The organism is Mycolicibacterium celeriflavum (assembly GCF_010731795.1).
Taxonomy (GTDB): domain Bacteria; phylum Actinomycetota; class Actinomycetes; order Mycobacteriales; family Mycobacteriaceae; genus Mycobacterium; species Mycobacterium celeriflavum.
The window spans coordinates 3,445,248-3,467,341 of the sequence record NZ_AP022591.1 but is presented as its reverse complement, the minus strand read 5'-3'; the positions used below and the strand labels follow the sequence as shown (position 1 = coordinate 3,467,341).

18 protein-coding genes are annotated in these 22,094 nt (G+C 67.2%); 6 read left to right on the top strand and 12 right to left on the bottom strand.

From position 1 onward, the window contains the following. Positions 1 to 178 precede the first annotated feature (178 nt). Positions 179 to 757, bottom strand: a complete 579-nt coding sequence (locus G6N18_RS16780; RefSeq protein WP_067225607.1) for a TIGR03086 family metal-binding protein — start codon at positions 755 to 757, stop codon at positions 179 to 181. 30 nt (positions 758 to 787) lie between these two features. Continuing rightward, entirely contained in the window at positions 788 to 1,468 is a 681-nt protein-coding gene (locus G6N18_RS16775) for a potassium channel family protein (RefSeq protein WP_067225605.1), read from the bottom strand. A gap of 182 nt (positions 1,469 to 1,650) precedes the next feature. Here G6N18_RS16775 and G6N18_RS16770 point away from each other — a divergent pair, with 182 nt between their 5' ends. Both G6N18_RS16770 and G6N18_RS16765 read left to right on the top strand, forming a co-directional pair. Beyond that, on the top strand, positions 1,651 to 3,147 hold the full coding sequence (locus G6N18_RS16770) for a potassium/proton antiporter (protein ID WP_083000225.1): 1,497 nt from the start codon (positions 1,651 to 1,653) through the stop codon (positions 3,145 to 3,147). 48 nt (positions 3,148 to 3,195) lie between these two features. After that, positions 3,196 to 4,044 (top strand): LLM class F420-dependent oxidoreductase, encoded by an 849-nt coding sequence (locus G6N18_RS16765; protein ID WP_083000224.1) that lies wholly within the window; start codon positions 3,196 to 3,198, stop codon positions 4,042 to 4,044. A 498-nt stretch (positions 4,045 to 4,542) separates the two neighbouring features. Here G6N18_RS16765 and G6N18_RS16760 read toward each other — a convergent pair whose 3' ends face one another. From G6N18_RS16760 to G6N18_RS16745, 4 genes are all read right to left on the bottom strand, one after another. After that, positions 4,543 to 5,376, bottom strand: a complete 834-nt coding sequence (locus G6N18_RS16760) for a polysaccharide deacetylase family protein (protein WP_083000222.1) — start codon at positions 5,374 to 5,376, stop codon at positions 4,543 to 4,545. A 65-nt stretch (positions 5,377 to 5,441) separates the two neighbouring features. Then, a complete protein-coding gene (locus G6N18_RS16755; protein ID WP_083000220.1) occupies positions 5,442 to 6,908 on the bottom strand; it encodes a glutamate synthase subunit beta in 1,467 nt (488 codons plus the stop codon). Further along, the gene (gltB, locus tag G6N18_RS16750; protein WP_083000218.1) at positions 6,901 to 11,520 is read right to left on the bottom strand and encodes a glutamate synthase large subunit; all 4,620 of its coding nucleotides are present in this window, start codon (positions 11,518 to 11,520) and stop codon (positions 6,901 to 6,903) included. Before gltB ends, G6N18_RS16755 begins: the two co-directional genes overlap by 8 nt. Positions 11,521 to 11,934: 414 nt before the next feature. Next, entirely contained in the window at positions 11,935 to 13,995 is a 2,061-nt protein-coding gene (locus tag G6N18_RS16745) for a heavy metal translocating P-type ATPase (protein WP_083000216.1), read from the bottom strand. Positions 13,996 to 14,048: 53 nt separating this feature from the next. Between G6N18_RS16745 and G6N18_RS16740 the strand changes: the two genes are divergently transcribed. From G6N18_RS16740 to aqpZ, 3 genes are all read left to right on the top strand, one after another. Continuing rightward, entirely contained in the window at positions 14,049 to 14,864 is an 816-nt protein-coding gene (locus G6N18_RS16740) for a PaaI family thioesterase (RefSeq protein ID WP_067225479.1), read from the top strand. Positions 14,865 to 14,876: 12 nt separating this feature from the next. After that, positions 14,877 to 16,268 carry a chloride channel protein gene (locus tag G6N18_RS16735; protein ID WP_083000214.1) on the top strand — a complete coding sequence of 464 codons (1,392 nt, stop codon included), beginning with the start codon at positions 14,877 to 14,879 and terminating at the stop codon, positions 16,266 to 16,268. Positions 16,269 to 16,371: 103 nt separating this feature from the next. After that, positions 16,372 to 17,160 (top strand): aquaporin Z, encoded by a 789-nt coding sequence (aqpZ, locus tag G6N18_RS16730; RefSeq protein WP_083000213.1) that lies wholly within the window; start codon positions 16,372 to 16,374, stop codon positions 17,158 to 17,160. Here aqpZ and G6N18_RS16725 read toward each other — a convergent pair. The 3 genes from G6N18_RS16725 to G6N18_RS16715 form a co-directional block, all read right to left on the bottom strand. Continuing rightward, positions 17,153 to 17,710, bottom strand: coding sequence for a Dps family protein (locus tag G6N18_RS16725; RefSeq protein ID WP_067225473.1), 558 nt, complete (start codon positions 17,708 to 17,710; stop codon positions 17,153 to 17,155). The genes aqpZ and G6N18_RS16725 overlap by 8 nt on opposite strands. Before the next feature lie 79 nt (positions 17,711 to 17,789). Further along, complete coding sequence (locus G6N18_RS16720) at positions 17,790 to 18,701, bottom strand: DNA-3-methyladenine glycosylase family protein (RefSeq protein ID WP_067225471.1); 912 nt, start codon at positions 18,699 to 18,701, stop codon at positions 17,790 to 17,792. Between the two features lie 9 nt (positions 18,702 to 18,710). After that, complete coding sequence (locus tag G6N18_RS16715; protein ID WP_067225469.1) at positions 18,711 to 19,085, bottom strand: DUF427 domain-containing protein; 375 nt, start codon at positions 19,083 to 19,085, stop codon at positions 18,711 to 18,713. Between the two features lie 80 nt (positions 19,086 to 19,165). Between G6N18_RS16715 and G6N18_RS16710 the strand changes: the two genes are divergently transcribed. Beyond that, positions 19,166 to 19,639, top strand: coding sequence for an SRPBCC family protein (locus G6N18_RS16710; protein WP_067225466.1), 474 nt, complete (start codon positions 19,166 to 19,168; stop codon positions 19,637 to 19,639). A gap of 13 nt (positions 19,640 to 19,652) precedes the next feature. On the opposite strand, the gene G6N18_RS16705 is transcribed toward G6N18_RS16710, so the two are convergent. The 3 genes from G6N18_RS16705 to G6N18_RS16695 form a co-directional block, all read right to left on the bottom strand. Then, on the bottom strand, positions 19,653 to 20,471 hold the full coding sequence (locus tag G6N18_RS16705) for a class I SAM-dependent methyltransferase (protein ID WP_067225464.1): 819 nt from the start codon (positions 20,469 to 20,471) through the stop codon (positions 19,653 to 19,655). Between the two features lie 64 nt (positions 20,472 to 20,535). Continuing rightward, positions 20,536 to 21,570, bottom strand: a complete 1,035-nt coding sequence (locus G6N18_RS16700) for an NAD-dependent epimerase/dehydratase family protein (RefSeq protein ID WP_083000212.1) — start codon at positions 21,568 to 21,570, stop codon at positions 20,536 to 20,538. After that, positions 21,567 to 22,073, bottom strand: a complete 507-nt coding sequence (locus G6N18_RS16695; protein ID WP_083000210.1) for a nuclear transport factor 2 family protein — start codon at positions 22,071 to 22,073, stop codon at positions 21,567 to 21,569. Before G6N18_RS16695 ends, G6N18_RS16700 begins: the two co-directional genes overlap by 4 nt. Positions 22,074 to 22,094 lie beyond the last annotated feature (21 nt).

Genomic DNA, 22,094 nt, shown 5'->3' with positions numbered 1-22,094 from the left:
TTAGTTGACGCGTTCGATAATCGCTCGGGAGATCTCCGAGGCGATTCGTTCGGCGTCGGGTAGAGCCACCACCGATACGTCGACCACGACCGCCGACTTGACGACGAAGACAGTCACGAAGCCGTCGTTAACCGCCGTCCCCTGAGGAACCTGCGCCGAGTCGTCCGCCGAGCACGCGTCAGGACGGTTGCATCCATCGCGGGTCGCGACCGGTCAACCCGACGATACGGTCGAGCACCGGCGCATCGTCGGCGACGGGCACCGCCGGGCCGAACAGGCCCTCCACCGGGTCCTCGGCCGCGCTCTGCGTGACGTGCGGCAGCACAGCGGCGGCGGTCTGCTCATCGATCTCGTACTGTTGCCCGCTGGACCGGGCCACATCCCAGCCGTGGATCACCACTTCGGTCAGTGCGACCATGCCGGCCGCCTCGCCGGGAAAGTCGAATCCGCCCGCGCGCGTCATACCTTCCCACGCCGCCGGATCTGAAAATGCCCGCGCCAGTTCGGCGAGCCGATCCGGGTACGACGCGCGCCAGTCGTCTTCCAAAGGCTGTGCGGCTTCGGTGGGCGACGTGTCGGTCAACGGCCCGAACTCCTTGCGCGCCGCCGCGGTGAACGCCAGCGAAAGCCCACCAACGTGGGCGATCAACGCGTCCAGCAGCATCTTCTCGCACGGCGTGGGAGCCGTCAGTTGGTCGTCGGCCACGTTTCGAAGGACGTCGGCTGTGCGTCGACAGGCTGCAGTCAGGTCAATCATGCCCATACCGACCCGTGCGGCCGCCGCAATTCATCGGTCGGTCACCGGATGGATCGCACCGTGCACGAGGCCCCGGACTTCACCGTGGGCGGGCCCGCCCGTCAGGAACAGCATCTCGTCGCCGGCCTCCAACACGTCGTCTGGCTTCGGTAACACGATCCCGCTGTCGCGAATGACGATCGCCAGCGCGGTGTTCTCCAGCAACGGCAGGTCACGCATGCGCCGGCCGACCAGCGAATCACCTTCGGGGAGCGTGAGTTTGGCCAGGCTCACCTGGCCGTGGCGCAGCTGCATCAAGCGTACGACGTGGCCGATGTCGATGGCGCCCTCGATCGCCGCGACCAGCGCGCTCGGCGCGGAGACCGCGACGTCGACGCCCCACGCCTCGGTGAACAGCCACTCGTTGCGCAGGTCGTTCACCCTCGCGACCACGCGGGCGACACCGAACTCCGTCTTGGCCAACAGCGACGCAGCGAGGTTCACCTTGTCGTCGCCGGTGGCGGCGATCACCACGTCACAGATCTGCAGTCCGGACTCCTCGAGCGAGGTCAACTCACACGCGTCGGCCAGTAGCCATTCGGCGTCGGGGACCGTCTGCGGTTCGTAATGGCGTACGTCGTGCTCGATGAGCAGAACCTTGTGGCCGTAGTCGAGCAGTTCCTGGGCGACGGAGCGGCCGACGGCCCCGGCGCCGGCGATGCCGACGCGCATCATCGGCCGCTGCTCGGCGCGACGCGAAGCGTCGGGGGACTGCCTGCGAAGCCGCAACATCACCCCATATTGACCCATGATGTGGCCTTTCCGCGCAGCTACCGGATAGGACCGCCGCGCCACCGACCGTGGTAGGTGTTTTACTGCACCCACCACCCACGCCTTTCCCGGACGGGGATGAAATGACCCTGGAGCAGCTGTATCTGATGCTGCTGCTCGCTGGGGTGGTGCTGCTGGCGAGCATCATCGCCACCCGAGCGGCCACCCGTGTCGGCCTGCCCAGCCTGCTGCTGTTCCTCGGCGTCGGCGTCATCGTCGGCGAGGACGGGCTGGGCCTGGACTTCGACAACTATCTGCTCGCCGACCACCTCGGCACGGTGGCACTGGCCGTCATCCTCGTCGAGGGCGGTCTGACGACACGCTTCTCCGACGTCCGGCGGGTGCTGGCGCCCGCGGGGATGCTCGCCACCCTCGGCGTCGCGGTCAGCATGCTGGTGACCGCGGGCGGCGCTCACCTGCTCCTCGGGATCGACTGGCAGTTGGCGCTGCTGCTCGGCGCCGTCGTCTCCGTCACCGATGCGGCTGCGGTGTTCTCGGTGCTGCGCGTGGTGCCCCTACCGCGCCGGGTCGCGGGTCTGCTCGAAGCCGAGTCGGGCTTCAACGACGCCCCGGCCGTGATCCTCGTGCTGATGTTCAGCGTGGCGCCGCTCGAGTTGTCTCCCGTGCACGCGCTCGGCGAACTGGTCTACGAGTTGGCCGCCGGCGCGGCGATCGGGTTGGGCGTCGGATATCTGGGGTCGATCGCGCTGCGCCGCATCGCTCTTCCGGCGTCCGGCTTGTATCCGCTCGCCACGTTCGGTTTGGGGATGGTCGCGTTCGCTGCCGGAGGCTCGGCGCATGCCAGCGGATTCCTCGCCGCTTACCTTTCCGCGGTTGTGCTGGCCAATTCCGGCCTTCCGCACCGCTCGGCGACCCGGTCGTTCGCCGAGGGTCTCGGCTGGCTCGCGCAGATCGGCTTGTTCGTGCTGCTCGGTCTGCTCGTCGACCCCAGCGACCTGACCGCGGAGGTGGTCCCCGGCATCGTGACCGGCTTGGTGTTGCTGCTCGTCGCCAGGCCGCTGTCCGTCTTCGTGTCGCTGGTCTGGTTTCGGATCCCTTGGCGTGAACAGATTTTCGTATCCTGGGCCGGATTGCGCGGCGCGGTCCCGATCGTGCTGGCGACCTTCCCGATCGTGGGCGGCGTGCCAAACAGTGTGCGCGTGCTCAACATCGTGTTCATTCTCGTGGTGGTGTTCACCCTGTTGCAGGGGCCGAGCCTGCGCCCGCTGGCGAGCAGGTTGGGTCTGATCCCCAAGGAGGCGACCCGCGAGATTCAGGTGGAGTCGGCTCCCCTCGACGTTCTGGACGCCGAACTACTGACGATGACGGTGCAGGCGCCGTCGCGGCTGCACAACGTCACCGTGATGGAACTGCGACTGCCCGACCCGAGCGTCATCACCTTGATCATCCGCAACGGGCGCACCTTCGTTCCGCAACCCGACACCCGCATCGCGATCGGCGACGAACTACTCATCGTCACCACCACCGCGACCCGCGCCGTCGCCGAACGCCGGCTGCGCGCGGTGAGTCGGAAAGGCAAGCTCGCGTTCTGGTTCGACGAGTACGGCGAAATGGAGTGAGCGGCTCGTTCCTCGCCGCTTGATCGTCGCCCCGCTAGGCTCGGCTCGGTGAGATTCGCTTTCAAGACGTCCCCGCAGAACACCACCTGGACCGACATGCTGGCCGTCTGGCGGGCCGCTGACGATATCGAGGTCTTCGAGTCCGGTTGGACGTTCGACCACTTCTATCCGATCTTCTCCGACTCCACCGGACCGTGCCTGGAGGGTTGGATCACGCTGACCGCGCTGGCGCAGGCGACCGAGCGGCTACGGGTGGGCGTGCTGGTCACCGGCATTCACTACCGCCATCCGGCCGTGCTGGCGAACATGGCCTCGGCGTTGGACATCGTGTCCGGCGGCCGCCTCGAGCTCGGCATCGGCGCGGGTTGGAACGAGGAGGAGTCGGGCGCCTACGGCATCGAGCTGGGATCGATCAAGGAACGGTTCGACCGCTTCGAGGAGGCCTGCGAGATTCTCACGAGCCTTCTCAGCCAGGAGACGACGTCGTTCGACGGCAGGTTCTATCAGCTCAAGGAGGCGCGCAACGAGCCGAAGGGCCCACAGCGACCGCATCCGCCGATCTGCATCGGCGGCAGCGGCGAGAAGCGCACGTTGCGGATCACCGCCAAGTACGCCCAGCATTGGAACTTCGTCGGCGGACCGCCTGAGGAGTTCGCCCGCAAACGCGATGTACTGGCCTCGCACTGCGCCGACATCGGCCGGAACCCCGACGAGATCACGCTGTCGGCACATGTTCGGCTGGACGGCGACCGCAACTACGGCAAGGTTCTCGAGGAAGCCGCGGCGCTGGGACAGGAAGGACTGGACCTGGCGATCATCTACCTGCCGCCGCCGTATGATCCCGCCGTGCTGCAACCGCTGGCCGACGCGATCACCGCGTCGGGGCTACGCGGATAGCAGATTTTCCTGACGGTCACGAAAATATAACGATTTGGCAAACGCGGAGTACGGGTCGTACCCGGCGCGGGGAAGTCGAGTTGATGCGTTCGCTAGACGCCGTAGAGACGAAGCTCGTCAGCGGTTATCAGGCGTTCTGCCTTTGCGGGAAATTCGCGGCTCTTCAGGGGATGACGTAGCAGTGACCAGGCGATTCGGCTCATTCGTGACCGGGATAGCGGGTTGACATACACGGAACTGTCTCCTGCGTCGAAACCGATAGCTGACCGGGGGCTCACATTACCGCAGAGCCCTCATGAAGTCATTAGACCTCCGTGTACCGGCAAACTATGCGAGGCGCGCCGATAATTAATCGGATGTTTTTAGAGTGACAGAAGTGAATCGTGCGGTCGGGCCTTCCGGTCCCTCGGGCCCGTTTGTGCGGTTTCCGACGCGACTCGCCGGCAGAGCGTCACTAGCTTCACAATCGGGCTGCTGAAGTCGTCGCCGATCGACCAGTTACGGCTTGAGGAACACGTCATCCAGCGTCACGGTGCGCAACCGTCGTGCGCGGATGATCTCGACCAGGCGCCCGTACACCTCGGTGACGGGCGCGTGGTTGAGGTGGCCGATCACGATCGCCTGCGCGGTGAAATGCCTGTCAGCCATCCTGACGACTTCGTCGGCGGGGATCCACACGTGGTCCTCCAAGGAGCCCGACCACAACGTGTCGACGGTGTAGCCGAGTTCGGCCGACACCTTGTCGACGTGCGGGTTGTGTGCGCCATAGGGCGGACGGAAGTAGGGGCGGGCGTCGACTCCGTATGTCTTCCAGAGGAACTCATGGTTGCGCCGGAACTGCTCCACCACGTCGACCAGAGGGAGCTTGGTGAGGTCCGGGTGTGACCAGGTGTGGTTGGCCAACTGGATGCGGCCGGCGTCGACCATGGGCCGCAGCAGGTCGACGTGATCGGTCCAGGACCGATAGACGCCGTTGACGAAGTAGGTCAGCCGGACCCCGGTGTCCTTGGCGAACTGGGTGTAGGCGCGGACGACGTCGCTGTCGACACCGTCATCGACGGTCAGCGCCAACAGGTCCCCGTCTCCCGGCAGGCTACTCAGCACCCCGCCGCCCGGCAGGGCGACCCGCGCGGATTTCGGTGGCGGTGGCAACAGGCGGGCCGATGCCGCGTCCGGCGGTTGTGACGCGGCCGCATCCGCCACGCGCGGTTGCTCGCCGGTGGCGCAGCGGCTCAGCCCGATGGCGCCGAACGTCGCGACGGACAGCGCCACGATGAAGTTGCGCCGGTTGAGCTCCAACCCGGCGCGGGCAGTTCCGTAACGGCCGATCACCGCCCCTACTGTCCCGCGAGCGCACAGAAAAGCCGGTCATTGCCCCGCGTGTCGCGGGCGGGGAGCTAACGCTGCGGGACGGCGGTCGGCTTGATCGGCGCTGGGAGCGCGGAGTGGCCCATCAGGTAGCGGTCGGCACCGGCGGCGGCGGCGCGGCCCTCGGCGATCGCCCACACGATCAGCGACTGACCGCGGCCCATGTCGCCGGCCACGAACACACCCGGCACCGACGAGCAGAAGTCGGCGTCGCGCGTGACGTTGCCCCGCTCGTTGATCTCCACGTTCAGGTCGGTGAGCAGGCCTTCTCGTTCGGGTCCGGTGAATCCCATCGCGAGCAGCACCAGATCGGCTTCCATCTCGAACTCGGTGCCCTCGACCTTCTCGAACTTGCCGGCGTTCATCTTGACCTCGTGGCCGCGCAGGCCGGTCACCCGGCCGTCCTTGCCCACGAACTCCTCGGTGTTGACCGAGTAGACCCGCTCGCCACCTTCCTCGTGAGCGGAGGACACCCGGAACATCAGCGGGTAGACGGGCCACGGCGTCGAGTCGGCGCGCGTCTCGGGCGGGCGCGGCATGATCTCGAACTGATGCACGCTGGCCGCGCCCTGTCGGTGCGCCGTGCCGAGGCAGTCCGCACCGGTGTCGCCGCCGCCGATGATGATGACCTTCTTGCCCTTGGCGTGGATGGGCGGCAGGCCGTTCTCATCGGTCACCGGGTCGCCGAATTGCACGCGGTTGGCCCACGGCAGGTACTCCATCGCCTGGTGGATGCCGTCGAGTTCACGCCCGGGGATCGGCAGGTCGCGGCGAGCGGTCGCGCCACCGGCGAGCACCACCGCGTCGAAGTCCTTGCGCAGCTGCTGGGCGGTGATGTCCACACCGACGTTGACACTGGTGCGGAACTCGGTGCCCTCGGCCGCCATCTGCTCCAGACGACGGTCGATGTGGCGCTTCTCCATTTTGAACTCGGGGATGCCGTACCGCAGCAGGCCGCCGATCCGGTCGTCGCGCTCGAACAGCGTGACGCTGTGCCCGGCGCGGGTGAGCTGCTGTGCGGCAGCCAATCCCGCAGGGCCGGAGCCGACGACGGCGACCTTCTTGCCCGTCTTGACCTCCGGCGGCAGGGGTGTCACCCAGCCCTCGTCGAACGCCTTGTCGATGATCTCGACCTCGATCTGCTTGATCGTGACCGGATCCTGGTTGATGCCGAGCACGCAGGAGCCCTCGCAGGGGGCTGGGCAGAGCCGGCCGGTGAACTCGGGGAAGTTGTTCGTCGCGTGCAGCCGCTCGATCGCGTCGTGCCAGCGGTCGTTGCGGACCAGGTCGTTCCACTCGGGGATCAGGTTTCCGAGGGGACAGCCGTTGTGACAGAACGGGATACCGCAGTCCATGCAGCGGGTCGCCTGTTCGCGCAGCGTGTCGTGGGAGAAGTCCTCGTAGACCTCTTTCCAGTCGCGCAGGCGAATCGGCACGGGCCGCCGCTGCGGGGTCTCGCGCTGGGTGTACTTGAGGAAGCCGCGCGGGTCAGCCACTGGCGGCCGCCATGATCGCTTCATCGACGTTGGCGCCGCGCTGTTCAGCCTCGGCGATCGCCTCGAGCACCCGCTTGAAGTCGCGGGGCATCACCTTGGTGAAGTGCTTCACGTTGTTGTTCCAGTCGTACAGAATGCGTGCTCCGACAGCGGAATCGGTGGCGTCCACGTGGGCGCGAATGATGTCGTGCAGCCACACCACATCTTCACTATCCTCCTCGTCGAGGCTTTCGAGTTCCACCATCTCGGCGTTCAGATTGCCCGGCAGGGTGTCCTCCGGATCGTAGACGTAGGCCACACCACCCGACATGCCCGCGGCGAAGTTGCGACCCGTCGGTCCGAGGATCGCGATCTTGCCGCCGGTCATGTACTCGCAACCGTGGTCGCCCACGCCTTCGACGACGGCGTGCGCGCCGGAGTTGCGCACCGCGAACCGCTCACCGACCTGGCCGCGGATGAACGCCTGTCCGCTGGTGGCGCCGAACAGAATCACGTTGCCGGCGATGATGTTGTCCTCGGCGACGTAGTCCTGTGGCGCATTGTCCGACGGGCGCACGACGATCCGCCCGCCCGATAGGCCCTTGCCGACGTAGTCGTTGGCGTCGCCGTACACCCGCAGGGTGATGCCCTTCGGCACGAAGGCGCCGAAGCTGTTACCCGCCGAGCCGTCGAACGTGATGTCGATGGTGCCGTCCGGGAGACCCTGCCCGCCATAAGCTTTCGTCACTTCATGGCCGAGCATGGTGCCGACCGTGCGGTTGACGTTGGCGATGGTGGTAGAAAAACGGACGGGTGAAGCGGCATCCAAGGCTTCACGGCACATCACGATCAGTTGCTGGTCGAGCGCCTTGTCCAGGCCGTGGTCCTGGCGCGAACTGCAGTACAAGTCCTGGTTCATGAACGCCGACTCGGGTTCGTGCAACACCGGCGCAAGGTCGAGCTTGTAGGCCTTCCAATGCTCGGCGGCCTTCGTGGTGTCCAGCACACCGACCTGGCCGACCATCTCGTTGACCGTGCGGAAGCCCAACTGCGCCATCATTTCACGCACTTCTTCGGCGATGAACATGAAGAAGTTCTCGACGAACTCCGGCTTGCCGGTGAACCGCTCGCGCAGCACCGGGTTCTGGGTCGCCACGCCGACGGGGCAGGTATCGAGGTGGCAGACGCGCATCATGATGCATCCCGACACCACCAGCGGTGCGGTCGCGAAGCCGAACTCCTCGGCGCCCAGCAGCGCGGCGACCACGACGTCGCGTCCGGTCTTGAGCTGGCCGTCGACCTGCACGACGATGCGGTCACGAAGACCGTTGAGCAGCAACGTCTGCTGGGTCTCGGCCAAACCGAGCTCCCACGGCGCGCCGGCGTGCTTCATCGATGTCAGCGGCGTCGCGCCGGTGCCGCCGTCGTGACCGGAGATCAGCACCACATCGGCGTGTGCCTTCGACACGCCCGCCGCCACGGTGCCCACGCCGTTCTCACTCACCAGCTTGACGTGCACCCGCGCCTGTGGATTCGCGTTCTTGAGGTCGTGGATCAGCTGCGCCAGATCCTCGATCGAGTAGATGTCGTGGTGCGGCGGCGGCGAGATCAGCCCGACGCCGGGCGTCGAGTGCCGCACCTCGGCCACCCACGGGTAGACCTTGTTACCCGGAAGCTGACCGCCCTCACCGGGTTTCGCACCCTGGGCCATCTTGATCTGGATGTCGGTGCAGTTGCTCAGATAGTGGCTCGTCACGCCGAATCGGCCGGACGCCACCTGCTTGATGGCGCTGCGGCGCCAGTCGCCGTTCTCGTCGCGGTCGAAGCGCTTGACGTGTTCACCGCCCTCACCCGAATTCGACCGTCCGCCAAGGCGGTTCATGGCAATCGCCAGTGTCTCGTGCGCCTCGGCGGAGATTGAGCCGTAGCTCATCGCGCCGGTGGAGAACCGCTTCACGATCTCGCTCGCCGGTTCGACCTCGTCGAGGGGCACGGGCGAGCGTTCGCCCTCCTTGAACTTCAGTAGACCGCGCAGCGAGGCCATCCGCTCGCTCTGGTCGTCGACGAGCTTGGTGTACTCCTTGAAGATCGAGTACTGCCCGGTACGAGTTGAGTGCTGCAGCTTGAAGACCGTGTCCGGGTTGAACAGGTGGTACTCGCCTTCGCGGCGCCACTGGTACTCGCCGCCCACCTCGAGTTCGCGGTGCGCCCACTCGTCGGGGCGGTCGAGATATGCCAGCGAGTGCCGGGCCGCGACATCGTCGGCGATGTCGTCGAGTTCGATGCCGCCGACCGGGCACGTCAGCCCCGTGAAGTACTCGCCGAGCACCTGCTGGCTGATGCCGATGGCCTGGAACAGCTGCGCGCCGGTGTAGGAGGCCAGCGTCGAGATGCCCATCTTCGACATCACCTTCAACACGCCCTTGCCTGCGGCCTTGACGTAGTTGGCCTTGGCCTCATCGCTGCTGATGCCGGTGATGACGCCGCGGTCGACCATGTCCTCGATCGACTCGAAAGCCATGTAGGGGTTGATCGCCGCGGCACCGAAACCGACCAGGCACGCCATGTGGTGCACCTCGCGGGCATCGCCGGCCTCGACGACCAGGCCCACCTTGGTGCGGGTGCGTTCCCGGACCAGGTGGTGGTGGACGGCGGAGACGGACAGCAGCGACGGGATCGGCGCCATCTGCTCGTTGGACTCGCGGTCGGAGAGCACGATGATGCGCGCACCCTCGCGGATCGCGGTCGACACCTTGGCCCGCACGTTGTCCAACGCCTCCTTGAGGCCCTGCCCGCCGCGGTTGACCGGATACAGACATCGGATCACCGCCGCGCGCATACCGTGCTTGTGGCCGCGGATCTCGTGGTCGGGGTCGACGCAGATCAGCTTCGACAGTTCGGCGTTGCGCAGGATCGGCTGCGGCAGCACGATCTGGCGGCACGACTCGGCGTTCGGGTTGAGCAGATCACCCTCTGGGCCGAGCGTGCCCTGCAGGCTGGTCACCACCTCTTCGCGGATGGCGTCCAGCGGCGGGTTGGTCACCTGGGCGAACAGTTGCTGGAAGTAGTCGTAGAGCATCCGCGGGCGTTGCGACAGCACCGCGACCGGGGTATCGGTGCCCATCGAGCCCAGCGGCTCGGCGCCGGCGCGTGCCATCGGCGCCACGAGCAGGTTGAGCTCCTCGTACGTGAAGCCGAAGACCTGTTGACGCAACACCACCCGGTGATGCGGCATGCGCACGTAGTCGCCCGGCGGCAGCTCGTCGAGGTGGAACAGGCCCGCGTCGAGCCACTCGCGGTAGGGCTGCTCGGCGGCCAGTTCGGCCTTGATCTCCTCGTCGTCGACGATGCGGCCTTTGGAGGTGTCGACCAGGAACATGCGGCCGGGCTGCAGGCGCATCTTCTTCACGACGGTCGACGGGTCGAGATCGAGCACGCCGGCCTCGGACGCCATCACGACCAGACCGTCCCTGGTGACCCAGATGCGCGACGGCCGAAGGCCGTTACGGTCCAGGACGGCGCCGATCACCGTGCCGTCGGTGAACGTCATCGACGCCGGGCCGTCCCACGGCTCCATCAACGATGCGTGGTACCGGTAGAAGGCGCGCCGGGCGGGGTCCATCGTGTCGTGGCGCTCCCAGGCCTCCGGGATCATCATCAGCACGGCGTGCGGCAGGCTGCGGCCACCCAGATGCAGCAACTCCAGCACCTCGTCGAACCGCGCGGTGTCCGACGCTCCCGGGGTACAGACCGGGGTGATCTTGTCGAGGTCCTGATTCGGGCCGAACACGTCGGTTTTGATCAGCGCCTCGCGTGCGCGCATCCAGTTCTCGTTGCCGGTGACGGTGTTGATCTCGCCGTTGTGGGCGATGCGCCGGAACGGGTGGGCCAGCGGCCACGACGGGAACGTGTTGGTCGAGAAGCGCGAGTGCACGATGCCCAGCGCACTGGTGAGCCGGTCGTCCTGCAGGTCGAGGTAGAACGCCTTGAGCTGCGGGGTGGTCAGCATGCCCTTGTAGACGAAGGTCTGGCCGGAAAGGCTTGGGAAGTAGACGGTTTCGCGTCCCGGACCGTCCTGGCCGGGGCCCTTGGTGCCGAGCTCGTGTTCGGCCCGCTTGCGCACCACGTAGGCGCGGCGTTCCAGTTCCATGCCCGAGGCGCCCGCCAGGAACAGCTGCCGGAACGTCGGCATCGCGTCGCGGGCCAACGCGCCCAGCGGCGAATCGTCGATGGGTACCTCGCGCCAGCCCAGCACCTCGAGTCCCTCGGCCTCGGCGATCTTCTCGACGGCCTCGCAAGCGGTCGACGCATCCTTCGACGACTGCGGCAGGAACGCGATACCGGTGGCGTAACTGCCCGGTGCGGGCAGGTCGAAGTCGACCACCTCGCGCAGGAACTCGTCGGGGACCTGCAGCATGATGCCCGCGCCGTCGCCGGTGTTCGGCTCGGCACCCTGGGCACCGCGGTGCTCCAGGTTCACCAGGGCGGTGATGGCCTTGTCGACGATGTCGCGGCTGCGGCGCCCGTGCATGTCGGCGACCATGGCCACGCCGCATGCGTCATGCTCGAACGCGGGGTCGTACAGCCCCTGCGCACGCGAGGAGCAATTGAGCCCCTGGCTGTTGGGCGCCATTCCCACCTACCCTTTTTCCGCACGTCTCACGAAGCTTCTGCCTGGCAGCCGTAGACCATGGCATTTCGCCGGCCCCGGCTATGGAGTGCCTTCGTGCAGCATCGAACGCCGGCCTTTTCCCACTTGCCTCAAGTGAAGAAAACGATATGACAAACACCGGGTGACATGCCAACTTAGCGGCACCTAACTACGTCTGGCCGACGGTGCAGCCTGCGATCGGCCACCACCGTGCTGAGTAACGAAATCCGTTGTGCTGAAGGTGTTTTCATCGGATACGGTCTGACGCCGGCTGGGTGCGGCATACGTCACACCTGGCCTCAAGTGGGCGATGAAGTTTGCTGTTGTCGACATTAATGCCTCAGTGTACTCGTGGAAGTGGCTCAGTTAGTATTTGCTGAAAGCCTAGTCAGATTCTTAAGAAACGGCGTTCAGGCTGGCTTCGGGGTCGAGGTCGAGCCGACGTAGCAGTTGCGCGTTCAGCGCCACCACCACCGTCGACGCCGACATCAGGATCGCGCCCACCGACATCGGCAGCACGAAGCCGACCGGCGCCAGCACGCCCGCGGCAAGCGGGACCGACACGATGTTGTAAGCCGCTGCCCACCAAAGGTTTTGCTTCATCTTTCGATACGAAGCCCGCGACAAGAGGATGACCGACAACACCGAGCGGGGGTCCGAGCCGGCCAGGATCACGCCTGCCGAGGCGATCGCCACGTCGGTACCCGCACCGATCGCGATGCCGACGTCGGCCTGCGCGAGGGCGGGGGCGTCGTTGACGCCGTCCCCGACCATCGCCACTTTCCGGCCCTCGTGCTGCAGCTCGGCGACCTTCGCCGCCTTGTCCTCCGGGCGGACGCCGGCGAACACCCGCTCGATGCCCAGCTCGGCGGCCACCGCCCGGGCGACCGCCTCCGCGTCGCCGGTGATCATCACCACTTCGACACCCAGTTTGCGCAGCGCCGCGACTGCCTGCCGAGACTCGGTCCGCACCTCGTCGGCGAGCTTCACCGCGCCGACGACCTCGCCGTCGACGACGACGTGCAGCACGATCGCGCCCTCGTCGCGCCACTGCGCGGTATCGGGCAGTTCGGCCAGACCCGCCTCCGCCAGCATCCGTGGGCCACCGACCTGCACGGTTCGGCCGTCGATCGTGGCCGTGACGCCGACTGCGGGTGAGGAGCTGAACTCCGTCGACGGTGGCAACGTCAGGTCGCGGTGCCGCGCGGCAGCGACGATCGCGCGCGCCAGCGGATGTTCGGAGTCCGCTTCGGCCGCCGCGGCCAGCGCCAGCACATCGTCGCCGGCATCGGACTGCGCCGTGGCGACCGCGGTGACCGTCGGTTCTCCCCTGGTCAGCGTGCCGGTCTTGTCGAAGAGCACGGTGCCGACGGTCCGCATGCTCTCCAGCGCCAGCCGGTCCTTGACGAGCACGCCCCCGCGCGCGGCCCGTTCGGTGGCGATGGACACCACCAACGGAATGGCCAGGCCCAGGGCGTGCGGACAGGCGATCACGAGCACGGTGATGGTCCGCACGACCGCCTCGGCGGGCATCCCGGCGAACGACCACACCACCGCGGTGACGACCGCCGCGGACAGCGCGAACCAGAACAGCCAACCGGCCGCCTTGTCCGCCAGCCGCTGCGCCCGCGACGACGAGTTCTGCGCCTCGGTCACCATCCGCTGGATACCGGCGAGCGTGGTGTCGTCGCCGACCGCGGTGACCTTCACCCGCAGCGCCGAATCGGTCGCGACGGTACCGGCGACGACGTGGTCGCCCACGGACCGGCGGACCGGGCGCGACTCACCCGTGACCATCGACTCGTCGACGTCCGCGGCGCCGTCGACGATGTCGCCGTCGGCCGGCACATTGCCTCCGGGCCGGATCAGCACGACGTCACCGAGTTCCAGCTCAGCCGGCGCCACCGTTTCCGTGCCGCCGTCGACGATCCGTTCGGCTTCGTCGGGCAGCAGCGCGGCCAGGGAGTCGAGCGCCGACGTGGTCTGCGCGAGCGAGCGCATCTCGATCCAGTGACCGAGCAGCATGATCACGATGAGCAGCGCCAACTCCCACCAGAAATCCAGCTGATGGTGCAGCACGCCGAGGCTGGCGCCCCACGACGACAGGAACGCCACGGTGATCGCCAGACCGATCAGCAGCATCATTCCCGGTGCGCGGGAACGGATCTCACTGATCGCACCGGACAGGAAGGGGCGTCCTCCCCAGACGTACATCACGGTGCCCAGCACGGGCGACACCCAATTGATACCGGGAATGTCGGGGATGGAGTAGCCGATGATCATCGCGAACATGCCCGACAGCGCGACGGTCGGGATCGCGAGCACGAGCATGGTCCAGAACAGTCGCCGGAACTGGGCTACGTGGTCGGCGTGCCCGGCATGGCCGTGTTCGGAATGCCCGGCCGTCGCAGAATCTGGATGGTGTTGGGCGTGCTCCACGTGCGTCATGCGAGCCATGCTATACCCCCTGGGGGTATATCGCTACCGTCGATCGGCGACGCTGGATCCCGATGTCACACCCTCTGAACACTCCCCTGGGCCGGTTCGGCATCGTGACGTCGAAGGACGCGCCTGACGAGTGTGTGGCCTCGATTCCGGTCGGCGGGATGGTCAACCCGCTGAACGGCGCCCCGACCATCGCACCGCTGGCGATGCTGGTCGATCACGCCTGCGGCCTCGTCAACCACCGGCGACGCGCCGCCGAGGAGTGGACGGTATCCAGCGAGCTGTCGCTGGAAGCCGTCCCCGACGCCGCTGACATCATCGCCGGCGCGCCGGATGTGCCGGTGGTGGCGACGGCCCAGCCGTTCGGCAGGAAGAGCGACGTGGTGTTGGCGACATGTGAACTCGCCCACCGAGGCATTCCGTTGGCCACCGCCACCGTTCGTTCGTTCTACATCCGCTCGCCCGGCGATCTCGCGCCGTTTCCCGACGGCCCGACCGGGCCCCTACCACCGGGCACGCTCGCTCACCGGATGGCGGTGCGGATCGCCGAGAGCGGCGGCGCGGGGCCGGTTCTGCTGCAGGACGAAGACCCCGTGCTCAACAACTCACTCGGCATCGTGCACGGCGGCGTATCGGCCATGGCGCTGGAACTGGTGGCGTCGGCGGCGCTCAACACCGACCGCCTCGACCGGCCGCTGCGGACGTCGTCCCTGCATGTCAATTTCTTGCGGCCATTCCACAGCGGTGCCGAATCCCGTTATGCTGGAACCGTTTTGCGTGTCGGACGTAGTACGGGCGTGGGCGAGGCGAAGGCCATCGGCCCGGGTGGCGAAGCGGCGATCATCGCGAGACTGACCGCGTACCGCGCAGGACCGCGCTAGCATCTGGAGACCATGCCCGAGACCCGCGAAACCGGCGGCGGTCTGGGCGGATTCATCCGTCGCTCCGGATACATCCGGAAGTGGCTGATACTCGGCATCGCGATCGGCGTCATCGCCGGGCTCGGCGCGGTGGTGTTCTACCTGGCGCTCGACTACGCGAGCCGCTTCCTGCTCGGGGAGCTCGCCGGTTACCGCATTCCCGAACCCGTCGGGGACGGCGGCGATCCCGGCTCGGCGGGCTTCGATCGACCGTGGGCGATTCCGCTGGTGGCGTGCGGCGGCGCGCTTGTATCGGCATGGCTGGTCGCGAAGTTCGCCCCGGAGGCCGAGGGGCACGGCACCGACAGCGCGATCGAGGCCGTGCACACCGATCCCCGCGCCATCCGCGGTCAGGCCATCGTGGTCAAGACGATCGCCAGCGCCTTGACCATCGGTTCGGGCGGCTCGGGCGGTCGCGAAGGCCCGGCGGCACAGATCTCGGCTGGCTTCGGGTCCATGCTCACGCGGTGGCTCGACCTCCCCGACGAAGACGGGCGCACCGCGGTATCGCTTGGCATCGGCTCGGGTATCGGGGCAATCTTCGGGGCGCCACTGGGCGGGGCAGTCCTGGCCGCGTCGATCGTGTACCGGCGGGACTTCGACTACAAGGCGCTCATCCCCGGCTTCATCACTTCGGCCACCGCCTACGCCGTGCTCGGTTCGATCCTGGGGTTCGACCCGCTGTTCGGGTTCGTCGCCGCCGATTACCGGTTCGACCACCCGCTGGACCTGAGCTGGTTCGTCGTGCTCGGCATCGTCGCCGCCGGTGTCGGATACTCCTACGCCCGCATCTTCTACGGCACGGTCGCGCTGACCAAGCGACTGCCCGGCAACACGGTGCTCAAGCCCGCGCTGGGCGGGCTGGCCGTCGGGCTGCTGGCGCTCGTCATCCCGCAGATCCTGGCCAGCGGCTACGGCTGGGCGCAAAAAGCCACCGCCACCGACACTTTGATGGCCATCCCGCTGTGGATCGTTTTGGTTCTGCCGCTGGCCAAGATCGTCGCGACATCGCTGTCGATAGGCACCGGCGGATCCGGCGGCATCTTCGGACCGGGCGTCGTGATCGGCGCGTTCGTCGGTGCCGCGGTGTGGCGACTCGGCGATCTCGTGCACGCACCAGGCATTCCCGACTCTCCAGCCGTCTTCGTCGTCGTCGGCATGATGGCCTGCTTCGGCAGCGTCGCCCACGCGCCACTGGCGGTGATGATCATGGTGGCGGAGATGACCGGATCCTTCTCGGTGATCCCGTGCGCGATGGTGGCGGTCGGTATCGCCTATCTGCTGATATCGCGCACCGACGTGTCGATCTATCAGGCGCAGCGCCTCGACCGCGAGTCCGAGCACGCTGCGCGTGGCGCCGACTGACGCCGGTCACGGCGGGGTCGCGATCGGGTGGTGACGGTCTCTGTCACGGCACGATTCGGCCACGACCGTTCGCAACCGGTGCCGCGCATGTGACCCTCACTGAATGGACGCACCCACCATGCTGCACCGGTTGGCAGCGGAGTTCATCGGAACGTTATGGTTGGTCCTCGGCGGTTGTGGCAGCGCGGTGTTCGCCGCGAAGTTCGTCAACGCTGACGGGGCATCGCTGGGCATCGGATTCCTCGGTGTCGCATTCGCGTTCGGCCTCACGGTGCTCACCGGTGTGTATGCGTTCGGCACCATCTCCGGCGGGCATTTCAATCCCGCCGTCACCCTCGGCGCGGCGCTGGCCCGGCGGGTCGAGTGGAAGGCGTTGCCGCCCTACTGGATCACCCAGGTGATCGGCGGTGTCGCTGCGGGCTTGATCATCTATGTGATCGCCAAGGGCCAGGAGGGCTGGACCGCAACGGGCAACATGGCGGCCAACGGCTACGGCGCCCACTCGCCCGGCGGTTATTCGCTGTGGGCGGTGCTGATCGCCGAGGTGGTGCTGACCGGTATTTTCATGCTGGTGATCCTCGGCTCGACCGATGACCGTGCACCGAAGGGCTTCGCGGGCTTGTCAATCGGCTTGACGCTGACGCTGATCCACCTTATCTCGATCCCGATCTCCAACACGTCGGTCAACCCGGCGCGCTCGACCGGGGTCGCGTTCTTCAACGGCGACGGTGCACCCGCCCAGTTGTGGGCGTTCTGGCTGGCGCCGTTGGTCGGTGCGGCCCTCGCGGGCGTCGCCTACCCGTACCTGTTCGGCCGTCGGGAGGAACTGGCCGACCGGCCGGTGCGAGACGACGCTCTCGGGGATGCCCGCGGCGACTCGCCGGCTACTTGACCGGGGACTTCTTCTTGGCCTGGCTGGCGGCGCCCTTCTCCGTCGAGGCGCCCTTGTTGGCCAGCTGACCGCCCGAGTTCTCCAGGTGCGCTCGCACGAACCACTGGAATTTCTCCAGCTCGGCGGCGTGGCCGATCAGCATGTCCTGGGTGACCGGATCCGGCTCGTCGGTCTCCTCGATGTTTCTGCGGGTGTCCTCGATGACGCCGTCGTAGACGAGGTCGAGGGCTGCGAGGTGCGCCTGCACGGTGTCGCGCTCGATGGAGTAGTCGTCCCAGGACCGGTCCTCGATGATGGCCCCCGGCGTGCCCTTCGGCGCGAAGCCGAGGGTGGCGATGCGCTCGGCGACCTCGTCGGCGTAGCCGCGCACCAACTCGACCTGCGGGTCGATCATCTCGTGCACACCGATGAAGTTCGGCCCCACCACATTCCAGTGAATGTGCTTGAGCGTCAGGTGCAGGTCGTTGTATCGGCTCAACTGCTTCTGCAGGAGTTCGGCGACCTGGGTGGCCTGCTTGTCGGTCATGCCGGGGACGGTGTACTCAGACATCAAAGCTCCTTCGCACGCATACGGTGTCGACCGTCGGACTACCCGCTGTCGCTGGTCGGTAATCACGCCGCTGCGTACGTCACAAATCGATGAGATTCGGGATCGCCATGCGAGGTCCGAACCGCGGCAACACCGCCAACCCGCTGACTTCCAACAGCCGCACCGCGCGGTGGCGGTGCGGTCGGAGCGGCTCGAGCAACTCGACCATCGCGGCGTCGTCGATGGGGTGGCCCAGCAGGCTCCAGCCGACCATCTTCGCCAGGTGGTAATCCCCGACCGACAGCGCATCGGCGTCGCCGAAGGCGCGCTGCGCGGTCTCCGCGGCGGTCCACTCACCGACTCCGGGCAGCGACGCCATCGCGGCTCGCGCCCGCGCGGGCGAGCGGGCGCTGAGCCGTTCCAGCGAGTCCGCCCGCTGCGCGCATCCGACGACCGTGCGGGCGCGGCGCGGGTCGACGTTGGCCCGGTGGAACTCCCACGACGGGATGCGACGCCAGATTTCGCCCGGCGGCGGGACCCGCATGTGGGCGGGCGCCGGCCCGGGTGCCGGCGCGCCGTACTTCGTCACCAGAAGGCGCCAGGCACGGCGAGCGTCCTTGCCGTAGACACGCTGTTCGAGCACGGCGGGGATGAGGGCTTCGAGTACCCGGTCGGTCCGGCCCAGCCGCAGGTGGCGCACCCGGCGCTGCGCCGCGGCGATCGTCGGCTCGCCGGGCAGGAAGCCGACGCGGTCATCGTACGCACCGAGTAGAGCCGGCAGTGCCTCGACGAACTCGGCCGCGCCGGCGCCCCAGGCCTCGCAGTCGACGGTGCCGGATGCCGATTTTGTGATGCGCGCGGTCACCGGGCCGCTGCGCATCAGGCTGGTCCGCCAGATGGCGCCGTCGGGTGCGTCGAAGTAGCAGGGATCCTTACGCCCTCGACGCAGCGGGGCCAGGGTCAACGCCGGGCTGGCCGGTCCGTCGAAGACGAGGCTGGCCGAGGTGTGCACCGACCAAGGCTATGCGACGACGACGTCGGCCTTGTCCGGATAGAACGCGACGTGTCCGGCTATCCCGCCGACTGCGGGATAGGGCTTCTCATAGGTCCACACGGCGTCTTCGACGGTGGCGCCGCCTTCGGTGACGACGTCGTAGTAGCTGGCCTCACCCTTGAAGGGACAGTAGGTTTCGGTGTCGCTGGGCCGGAGCCGGTCGGCGATGACGTCGCTTCGGGGCACGTACTGCACCGGCGGATACGTGGACTCCTGCAGCGTCAACGCGTGGTCGGTTTCGGCGACGACCTCGCCGGCCACCCGCACCGTGACATGTCTTCCCGTCGGCTCGACGGTGATCGGGTGCGACGGGCTGGGTTCGAGTACGGGTCGATCGCTCATGTCATGGCCAACGCGCGAAGTGGTGCTTGGATTCCTGCTTTGTCGTACTACATTCTTACCGGCCGCCCTAGTATCGGCGCATGAGCGAATCCGGTCCGGCCACCGCACAGGCAGAAGTCACCATCGACGCCGATCCCGACACGGTGTACCGGTTGATCACCGACCTGCCGACGCTTGCGTCGCTGGCCGAGGAGGCGCATGCGATGGAGTGGCGCAAGGGCGATGCGGCACGACCGGGCGCGGTGTTTCGGGGGCACAACCGCAACGGGTCACGTACCTGGACCACTACCTGCACCGTCACCGACGCCGAACCCGGCAGCGCCTTCGCCTTCGACGTGCGCAGTGCAGTGATTCCGGTCGCGCACTGGCGCTATGACATCACCGCGACCGACGGCGGATGCACGGTGACCGAACGGACGTGGGACCGGCGGCCCGGTTGGTTTCGCGTCCCGGCCGGATGGGCCACAGGCGTGAAAGACCGCGACGCCGCCAACGCCGAACACATCCGCCGGACGCTGCAGCGGTTGAAGGAAAAGGCCGAGGGGTCGCGCTAGCCTCGCGAGCCGCTCAGAACGCGTAGCGGTGGTACTGCGCCATATAGCGCAACGACGGCAGCAGCGACATCGCCCAGCCCATCGCCCGGTAGTACCACGCGATGCCACGGAACGACGGCGAGTCGAACGCGGACATCCAGGCCATCAACCGGACGCCGGGCACCGCGTCGATGATGTCGTCGGAACCGTCGATACCCCAGTGCAGCGTCGCGCCCGCGCGCCGCACCACCGCGTTCATCCACTGGGACCGGATGCCGAGTCGGTTGAATGCGTCGAAATGCAGTTCGCCGGACGGGAACCCGTCGACGATGCGCCGCAGCAGCGCAACCCCGTCGGCCTCGGTCAGGTACATGGTGAGGCCCTCGCCGATCATCAAAGCCGGTCGGTCGGAGGGTATTTCGGTCAGCCACGCCGGATCGGTGACCGATGCGGCGATGACGCGGTAGTGCTCGCGTTCGGGATAGAGCTGCGTGCGCAGATCGACGACATCGGGATAGTCGATGTCGAACCAGTCGACGCCCGGCCCGGGATCGATCCGGAACGCCCTCGCGTCCAACCCACAGCCCAGGTGCAGCACGACCGCTTCGGGGTGCACGGCCAGGAATTGGCGCGCCCACGTGTCGAAGTGGGCGCTACGGGTGGTCACCGACGGTGAATTGGCCGCGGTGATCGATGTCTTGGACCAGTCGTAGTCGATGCGGTCCACGATGTCCTTGGCGAACCGGTCTCCCAGGATGGGTACGGGTCGATCGGCATCGAGCGCCTTGGCGTAGAAGGTCGCCAGCATGGTCTGCGGCGCCCCGGTCAGATCGACGTGCAGTTTGTCGGGCATCTCTGCGACGCTAGTCGCGATCGAATCGACGACGCCAGCAGTTGAACGCGCTTCGGCGCGCCGTTCAGCCGGCCTTGCTCTTGCGTCGCGCATCCCGCAAGGCGGCCCAGAACTGTGCCGCCTCCTGGATCGACTCCTCGACCGGCCTTGGCGCCCAACCGAGTTCGCGTCTGGCCTTGCTGCAGTCCACCGGCGCTTCGGCACGCATCAGCCGCAACGACTCCAGCGACAACTTCTCGTCGGTCCCGGTCAGTCGCGCCTTCACGGAGCCCAGGGTGGCCATCGCGTACGAGACCGGGAGCGGTATCGACTTCGTCGGCGCCGGCATCCCCGCCGCCTCGGCGGCGATGCGGACGACCTCGGCATTGCTGATCATCTTCTCCGAGATCAGGTAGCGCTCATCGACACGGCCGCGTTCGGCGGCCAGGATCATGGCGCGCGCTGCGTCGTCGACACCGACGGCCTCGAGTTCGATACCGCCCATCACGAACGGCAGCTTGCCGAACGCCGCTCCGGCGATGATCGCGCCGTGCGGGGTGCGGCCCCAGTCACCGCTGCCGTAGGTGGTCGATACGCACATCGCTACCGCGGGCAGGCCGTGTTCGCGTGCGTACTGCAACACCAGCGTCTCGGCCTGGACGCGGGACCGCACGTACGGCGTCAGCCCCCGGAGCCGAAAGGTCGGCGACATCTCGCCTCCGTCGACGATCGCGTCGTCCTCGGTGGCCACATGCCCGCGCCGGCGTCCGACCGTCACGTAGCTGCTGGTGTAGACGAACCGGTGCAGGTTCATGTCTTTGGCGATCTCGAGCACGTTGCGGGTGCCGTCGACGTTGGTGTGAAACAGCGGGGCGGGGTCCTTGAGCCAGCCGCGGGTGTCGACGACGCAGTAGTACACGTCGTCCACTCCGGTCATGGCCGCACGCAAAGTGTCGTCGTCCCAGATGTCGCCGTGGAAACGTTCCACGGCGAGGTCGTCGATGCCCGTCGTGTTCGCGTTCGGGCGGACCATGGCGCGGACGTCATGCCCGTCGGCCACCAGGAGTCGGGCGACGTGCGAGCCGAGGAAACCGTTGGCCCCGATCACCAGCTTGCTCACCGGGCGCCTCCGTACTGGCGCATCCAACTCGCCGCCTCGTCGCTCAACGTGCCCAGTTCGGCGGCCTTGCTGCACCATTTGACCGTTGCCTTGACGAAGCGCAGCGGGTTGTAGACGTCCTCCTGCCGGCGCCACAGCCCGTCGCCTGCGTAGGTGAGGATCGAGATGTTGGTCGCGCTGATGATCGTGCCGTCGCCGGGGTCGCGCATCGGGTTGTCGAGTTCGCAGATGACGCGGCCGGTCGGCTCGTCGAAGACCGCCCACAGCGCCGGGAACGACGTCATGTAGCTACCGGGGAAGGTCTCCATCGTCTTCCAGATCCAGGCGCGAACCTCCTCCCGGCCGCGCATGGTGCCCGCCGCGTGCTCGACGTAGACGACGTCGGGGGTGTACTGCTCAACCCAGGGATCCCAGTCCCTGGTCTGGGCGGCGCGGTCGACCGTCGCCTCGAACTTCTCGAACGCCGCGACGAGTTCGTCACGGCTGAAGGTGCTGCTCGTCACAACGAGAACTAGAACACGTTC

Coding starts and splice junctions, on each gene's coding strand:
- G6N18_RS16780 (WP_067225607.1), bottom strand. CDS start 757: ATGATTGACCTGACTGCAGCCTGTCGACGCACAGCCGACGTCCTTCGA.
- G6N18_RS16775 (WP_067225605.1), bottom strand. CDS start 1,468: ATGCGCGTCGGCATCGCCGGCGCCGGGGCCGTCGGCCGCTCCGTCGCC.
- G6N18_RS16770 (WP_083000225.1), top strand. CDS start 1,651: ATGACCCTGGAGCAGCTGTATCTGATGCTGCTGCTCGCTGGGGTGGTG.
- gltB (WP_083000218.1), bottom strand. CDS start 11,520: ATGGCGCCCAACAGCCAGGGGCTCAATTGCTCCTCGCGTGCGCAGGGG.
- G6N18_RS16745 (WP_083000216.1), bottom strand. CDS start 13,995: ATGGCTCGCATGACGCACGTGGAGCACGCCCAACACCATCCAGATTCT.
- G6N18_RS16740 (WP_067225479.1), top strand. CDS start 14,049: ATGTCACACCCTCTGAACACTCCCCTGGGCCGGTTCGGCATCGTGACG.
- G6N18_RS16735 (WP_083000214.1), top strand. CDS start 14,877: ATGCCCGAGACCCGCGAAACCGGCGGCGGTCTGGGCGGATTCATCCGT.
- aqpZ (WP_083000213.1), top strand. CDS start 16,372: ATGGACGCACCCACCATGCTGCACCGGTTGGCAGCGGAGTTCATCGGA.
- G6N18_RS16725 (WP_067225473.1), bottom strand. CDS start 17,710: ATGTCTGAGTACACCGTCCCCGGCATGACCGACAAGCAGGCCACCCAG.
- G6N18_RS16715 (WP_067225469.1), bottom strand. CDS start 19,085: ATGAGCGATCGACCCGTACTCGAACCCAGCCCGTCGCACCCGATCACC.
- G6N18_RS16710 (WP_067225466.1), top strand. CDS start 19,166: ATGAGCGAATCCGGTCCGGCCACCGCACAGGCAGAAGTCACCATCGAC.
- G6N18_RS16705 (WP_067225464.1), bottom strand. CDS start 20,471: ATGCCCGACAAACTGCACGTCGATCTGACCGGGGCGCCGCAGACCATG.